This is a genomic window from Rathayibacter sp. RFBD1, assembly GCF_002932915.1.
Taxonomy (GTDB): Bacteria; Actinomycetota; Actinomycetes; order Actinomycetales; family Microbacteriaceae; genus Rathayibacter.
In genome coordinates this window covers 1-5445 of record NZ_PSWQ01000032.1, presented here as the reverse complement: position 1 = coordinate 5445, position 5445 = coordinate 1, and the positions used below count along the sequence as shown (strand labels likewise).

The window sequence follows — 5445 nt, the reverse complement described above, 5'->3', positions numbered from 1 at the left end:
GTCACGCCGTCGAGCCTAAGGGCGGGCGCGGCGGCGGGGCGAACGGGCGGGGGCGTTCCGGCGGGGACGGACGGAGCGGGCTCGCACCGCGGACCGCCTCGGACGAGCTCCGCGATCCGCAGCACCCGGTCGACCGACGTCCGGGCGGACGGGTCGTGTGCTGGGACCCGCGCGGACCTCCGCGGTCGGCGGGACGTCGTGTCCTGTTCGCCTGCCGCCCCTTGCCCGCGCGCCGCTCCGCGCGCACGCTGGAGCCATGACCGCCTGGAGCCCTCTCGAGATCGTCGGCGCCGTGGTGCTCGCCCTCGCGCTGATCGGGCTCGCCGTCGCGGCCGTGGCGGTCGGAGCGGGCGACGAGATCGCGTTCATCGGCGTGCTGGTCGCCTTCGCGGTCGCCGTCACCGGGCTCGGCCTCCACATCGCCGGCCGCGAGGCGCGGTACCGCCGCGACAACCGGTGACTCCGTCGCGCTACCGCCGCGACGACGGCTGAGGAGGCGCGCTCCCGCCGCGACGGCCGCTGATCGGGGGGCGCCCCGCCGCGACGACACTCGGCCGGTCAGTGCCCGAGCTCCACCAGCAGCACGCCGGCGATGATCAGGCCGATCCCGCCGAGCATCGTCCAGGTCAGCGGGTCCTGGAACAGCCAGCGGCCGAGCACTGCCGTCAGCGCGACTCCGACCGCCGCCCAGATCCCGTAGGCCACCCCGATCGGCATGCCCTGCGCGAGCGCCCCGGCCAGCAGCGAGAACGCGACGACGTAGCCGACTCCGACCACGACGTACCAGCGCTTCCGGCCGTCCGTCGCGGGCTTGAGGCTCATCGTCGCGGCGACCTCGGTGAGGATCGCGCCCGAGAGCAGCAGCCAGGCCATCAGCGCACCGCCCGGCGCGCGGCCTGCGCTCGCTGCGAGCCGATCTCGACCAGCAGCACGCCCGCGATGATCAGCACCAGCCCGATCGTCATCACGCCCGTCAGCGGCTGCCCGAAGAGCACGGCCGCGAGGACCGCCGTCAGCGCGACTCCGCACGCGCCCCACACGCCGTAGGCGACTCCGATCGGCATGCCGGCCTTGAGCACCCGGCTGAGGAGGACGAACGCCGCCAGGTAGCCCGCCACCACGAGGGCGTACCAGCCCGGCGACTCGATCGCGGCCTGGAGGGCGAGCGACGCCGTCACCTCGGTGAGGATCGCGCCGGTGAGGAGCACCCAGCTCATCGCGTGCCGTCGGATCGGGTCATCCGGCCAGCGTAGGGCGGGCGCGGAGGCGGGGGCCGCGGAACGAGGGCTCAGCGCGCGGGGAGAGGTGGGAACGATCGTTCTCCGGGCAGTGACGCGCTCACCGCGCGAAGTGCTCGCGCACCTCCGCCTGCCAGCGCTCGCGGTCCTCCTCCGTGATGAACGCCGCGTCGAAGGAGTTGAGCGCCAGCTGCTCGAGCTGCGCGTCGTCCATCCCCAGCTCCTCGACCAGGGCGCGGTAGTTCTCGTCCACGTAGCCGCCGAAGTAGGGCGGGTCGTCGCTCGAGACCGTCACGACGAGTCCCTCGCGGAGCATCGCGGGCAGCGGGTGGTCGGCCATCGTGTCCACCGCGCGCAGGGCGACGTTCGACAGCGGGCACACCGTCACCGGGATGCGGCGCTCGCGGAGCATCGCGACCACCTCCGGGTCCTCCATCGCGCGGATCCCGTGGTCGATCCGCTCGACCTTCAGCAGCTCGACGGTGGCCGCGACCGTCTCCGGCCCGCCCTCCTCGCCGGCGTGCGCGACCAGGCGCAGTCCCTCCGCCGCGGCGCGCGCGTAGACGTCGACGAACAGCTCCGGGCCGAAGCCCACCTCGTTCGAGTCGAGCCCGACGCCGATGATGTGCTCGCGCCAGGGGAGGATCGCCGTCAGCATCTCGTCGGCCGCGTCGGCGCCCAGGTCGCGGAGGAAGCACATGATCAGGTCCGTCGAGATCCCGTGGGTCTCCTCGCTCCGACCGAGCGCACGGGTGATCCCGCTCATCACGGTGTCGAGCGCGACGCCGTTGCCGAGGTGCGTCTGCGGGTCGAAGAAGATCTCGGCGCGGCGGACGTTCGCCTTCTGCGCCCGGTCGAGGTAGCCGGTCGCGAGCTCGAAGAAGTCCCGCTCCGTCTTCAGCACGGTGAGGTTCGAGTAGTGCAGCTCCAGGAACGACGCGAGGTCGGTGAAGGAGTACCGCGCGCGGAGGGCGTCGAGATCCTCGGTGGGCAGGGCGACCCCGTTGCGGCGCGCCATCTCGACGATGTGCTCGGGCTCGATCGTGCCCTCGAGGTGGATGTGCAGCTCGGCGCTGGGCGGGGCGGGGAAGGCGGGGCGGGGCATGCGGATCCTCCAGGGAGCGGCCGGGGCGGCGGGGTCGCTCCCGACCGTAGGCCTCCGCTGTTTCGCGCGCGTTTCCGGCGGGAGGCGCGATCCGGATCCGGAGCGGCCCCGCCCCCGGGTGCTAGAGCTCGCCCTGCTGCGAGGTGCCGGCCGGGATCGGGACGAGCCGCGTCACGACGGGCGGGTGGGCGACGAGTCCGCGGATCGCCGCGTTGAGGCGGACGACCGGCTCGCCGGCGCCGTGCGCGTCGAGCAGGTCGCCGCTCGTCCACTTCTCCAGCATGACGATGGTGCCGTCGGGCGAGTCGTGGATCGCGTAGAGCTCGCAGCCCTCCTCCTCGTGCACCTCCGCGATGGCGGTGGAGAGGGCGGCGACGAGCGCGTCGCGCTGCCCCTCGGCGGGAGTGAAGATCGCGGTGACGACGACGGGATCGGACATGGCGTGCCTTTCGGAGGGGGAGAGGATCAGCGCCGCGGGGGTGCGGCGCAGCTGGAGCGGATGACGAGGTCGGCCTGCACCTCGATGTGCTGCGGGGCCTCGGGGAGGCGGCCCTGCATGCGGGCGAGGACGAGCTCGACGCTGTGACGGGCGAGCATGTCGATCGGCTGGCGGACGACGCTGAGCGGCGGGGTGACCAGCTCGCTCCACGGGTTGTCGTCGAACACGACGACCGAGAGGGCCTCCGGGATCCGGATGCCGAGCTGGAAGAGCCGGTGCACGGCGCTGCGCACCTGCGCGGTGTTGGCGACGACGAGGGCGGTCGGCGGCTCCGGCAGCGCGAGGAGGGCGGCGACCGCCTCGCCGCCGACGTCGCCGCGGAAGGGCACGTCGCGCACGAGCGTGGAGTCCAGCGGCAGGCCGGCCGCGGTGAGGGAGGCGCGGTACCCGGCGACGCGGGCCTGGCCGGTGGAGGTGTGCGCGGGTCCGGAGAGGATCGCGATCCGGGTGTGGCCGAGCGCGATCAGGTGGTCGGTGGCCCGGGCGGCGGAGGCGGAGTTGCCGATGCTCACGACGTCGACGTCGTCGAGCCCGGGCGTGGTGCGGTCGACGAAGACCACGTCGACCCCGGCACGGCGCAGGCGCGACCACTTCTCGAGGTTGTCGCCGGAGGGGGTGGCGATCACGCCCCCGACGGAGCGGTCGAGCAGGCTCGTGAGCGACTCGCCCTCGACGTGGGAGTCCTCCTGCGTGGTGACCAGGAGCACCTGGGCCCCGCGGGCGCGCGCCTCCCAGACCACCTTGTCGGCGAGGCGGGCGAAGAACGGGTTGGTGAGGTCGGGCAGGACCAGGCCGATCGCGAGGGCCTGCCCCTGGCTGAGCTCGCGGGCGGCGGCGCGGGGGCGGAAGCCGAGCTCGTCGATCGCCTCGACCACCCGGCGCCGGGTGTCGACAGCGACCGGACCGGTGCCGTCGTTGAGCACGCGGGAGACGACCGAGACCGAGACGCCCGCGGTGCGGGCGACGTCGCGGATCGTCGGAGCTTTCTGCACGGGTCCTCCCGGGGGCCGGCGGGGTCCTCGTCGAACGCCGCGATGCGAACTGCTGTTGACACAGCCTAACGGGCGCTGGTACAAAACTGGTACCGGTTCCACCCCGACCGGTCAGCAGAATTCCTCCGAAGAAGACTGCGCACGACGACGACGTCCACCGCCCTCACCGGCGGCTCTCCGCGTCCGTGCGCCACCGGACCAGAGAGGTCAACGTGAACCTGTACAAACTCCTCGGCGATCGCGAACGCGAGGGCCGCCCCATCCGCGTCGGGCTGATCGGCGCCGGCCGCTACGGCACCATGTACCTCTCGCAGGCGCGCAACATCCCCGGCGTCCACGTGGTCGCCATCGCCGACGTGAACGTGGCCCGGGCCCGCGGCGCCTTCGAGCTGGTCGACTGGCCCGCCGAGGCGATGGCCGCCGACATCCCCGAGGCGCTCGCCAACCGCACCACCACCATCGTCGACAACGCGGCCGTCCTCTTCGAGCACGACATCGACGTCATCGTCGAGGCGACCGGCAACCCCATCGTCGGCGTGCACCACGCCCTCCGCGCGATCGAGACCGGCAAGCACATCATCATGGTCACCGTCGAGGCCGACGCCCTCGCCGGACCGGCGCTCGCCAAGCGGGCGGAGAAGGCGGGCATCGTCTACTCGATGGCCTACGGCGACCAGCCGGCCCTCATCATGGAGCTCGTCGACTGGGCCCGCACCAGCGGCTTCGACGTCGTCTGCGCCGGCAAGGGCGCCAAGTACCTCGAGCACTACCACCAGATGAACCCCGACAACGTCTGGGAGAACTGGGAGTTCAGCAAGGAGCTCACCGACTCCGGCCAGCTCAACCCCTACATGCACACCTCGTTCCGCGACGGCACCAAGGCCGCCATCGAGATGGCCGCCGTCGCCAACGCGGCCGGGCTCGTCCCCTCCGACGCCGGCCTCACCTTCACCCCCGGCGACGTCGAGGAGATCGCCACGATCAGCCGCCCCCGCTCGATCGGCGGAGCGCTCGACCACGAGGGCACCGTCGACGTGATGTCGAGCGTCACCCGCGACGGCGCGCTCATCCCGCACAACACCCAGGAGGGCGTCTACGTCGTCGTCAAGGCGACCAACCCCTACGTGTCGACCTGCTTCGACGAGTACCCGTGGCACCCGGACCCGACCAAGCAGTACGCGGCGCTCTACCGCCCGTACCACTACGTCGGCCTCGAGCTGAACATGTCGATCGCCAACGCCGCCCTGCGCGGCATCTCGACCGGCCACCCCGAGGGCTTCTACGGCGACGTGGTCGCGACGGCCAAGAAGGACCTCAAGGCCGGCGAGTTCCTCGACGGAGAGGGCGGCTTCACCGTCTACGGCAAGCTCGTCTCCGCGAAGCACTCGGTCGCCACCGGCGCCCTCCCCGTCGCGCTCGCCCACCACGTCGAGCTGCGCAACGACATCGCGCAGGGCGCGACGGTCGGCTGGGACGACGTCATCATCGACGAGTCCCTCGCCGAGGCGCTCGAGCTGCGCCGCGAGACCGAGGCGCTGCTCGCCTCCTGATCCGACCCCGGGCCGGGCGGCCCCCCCTCCGCCCGGCCCGGGGTCGGATCAGGAGGCGAGC

General features: G+C 72.7%; 7 protein-coding genes. 2 read left to right on the top strand and 5 right to left on the bottom strand.

Features of this window, described 5'->3' with window-relative positions; all coding sequences use genetic code 11:
• Positions 1 to 256: 256 nt before the first annotated feature.
• Positions 257 to 460 (top strand): hypothetical protein, encoded by a 204-nt coding sequence (locus C5D50_RS16215; RefSeq protein ID WP_104284036.1) that lies wholly within the window; start codon positions 257 to 259, stop codon positions 458 to 460.
• A 98-nt stretch (positions 461 to 558) separates the two neighbouring features.
• Here the strand turns inward: C5D50_RS16215 and C5D50_RS16210 are convergent, their stop codons facing one another.
• The 5 genes from C5D50_RS16210 to C5D50_RS16190 form a co-directional block, all read right to left on the bottom strand.
• The gene (locus tag C5D50_RS16210) at positions 559 to 873 is read right to left on the bottom strand and encodes a multidrug efflux SMR transporter (protein WP_104239710.1); all 315 of its coding nucleotides are present in this window, start codon (positions 871 to 873) and stop codon (positions 559 to 561) included.
• Entirely contained in the window at positions 873 to 1217 is a 345-nt protein-coding gene (locus tag C5D50_RS16205) for a multidrug efflux SMR transporter (RefSeq protein WP_104273489.1), read from the bottom strand. Before C5D50_RS16205 ends, C5D50_RS16210 begins: the two co-directional genes overlap by 1 nt.
• A 121-nt stretch (positions 1218 to 1338) precedes the next feature.
• Positions 1339 to 2343 (bottom strand): adenosine deaminase, encoded by a 1005-nt coding sequence (locus tag C5D50_RS16200; protein ID WP_104224890.1) that lies wholly within the window; start codon positions 2341 to 2343, stop codon positions 1339 to 1341.
• Between the two features lie 121 nt (positions 2344 to 2464).
• The gene (locus C5D50_RS16195) at positions 2465 to 2782 is read right to left on the bottom strand and encodes a putative quinol monooxygenase (RefSeq protein WP_104224889.1); all 318 of its coding nucleotides are present in this window, start codon (positions 2780 to 2782) and stop codon (positions 2465 to 2467) included.
• A gap of 26 nt (positions 2783 to 2808) precedes the next feature.
• Positions 2809 to 3834 (bottom strand): LacI family DNA-binding transcriptional regulator, encoded by a 1026-nt coding sequence (locus tag C5D50_RS16190; RefSeq protein WP_104284035.1) that lies wholly within the window; start codon positions 3832 to 3834, stop codon positions 2809 to 2811.
• Between the two features lie 212 nt (positions 3835 to 4046).
• Between C5D50_RS16190 and C5D50_RS16185 the strand changes: the two genes are divergently transcribed.
• The gene (locus C5D50_RS16185) at positions 4047 to 5384 is read left to right on the top strand and encodes an NAD(P)H-dependent oxidoreductase (protein WP_104251308.1); all 1338 of its coding nucleotides are present in this window, start codon (positions 4047 to 4049) and stop codon (positions 5382 to 5384) included.
• Positions 5385 to 5445: the final 61 nt, after the last annotated feature.

Coding starts and splice junctions, on each gene's coding strand:
- C5D50_RS16215 (WP_104284036.1), top strand. CDS start 257: ATGACCGCCTGGAGCCCTCTCGAGATCGTCGGCGCCGTGGTGCTCGCC.
- C5D50_RS16210 (WP_104239710.1), bottom strand. CDS start 873: ATGGCCTGGCTGCTGCTCTCGGGCGCGATCCTCACCGAGGTCGCCGCG.
- C5D50_RS16205 (WP_104273489.1), bottom strand. CDS start 1,217: ATGAGCTGGGTGCTCCTCACCGGCGCGATCCTCACCGAGGTGACGGCG.
- C5D50_RS16200 (WP_104224890.1), bottom strand. CDS start 2,343: ATGCCCCGCCCCGCCTTCCCCGCCCCGCCCAGCGCCGAGCTGCACATC.
- C5D50_RS16195 (WP_104224889.1), bottom strand. CDS start 2,782: ATGTCCGATCCCGTCGTCGTCACCGCGATCTTCACTCCCGCCGAGGGG.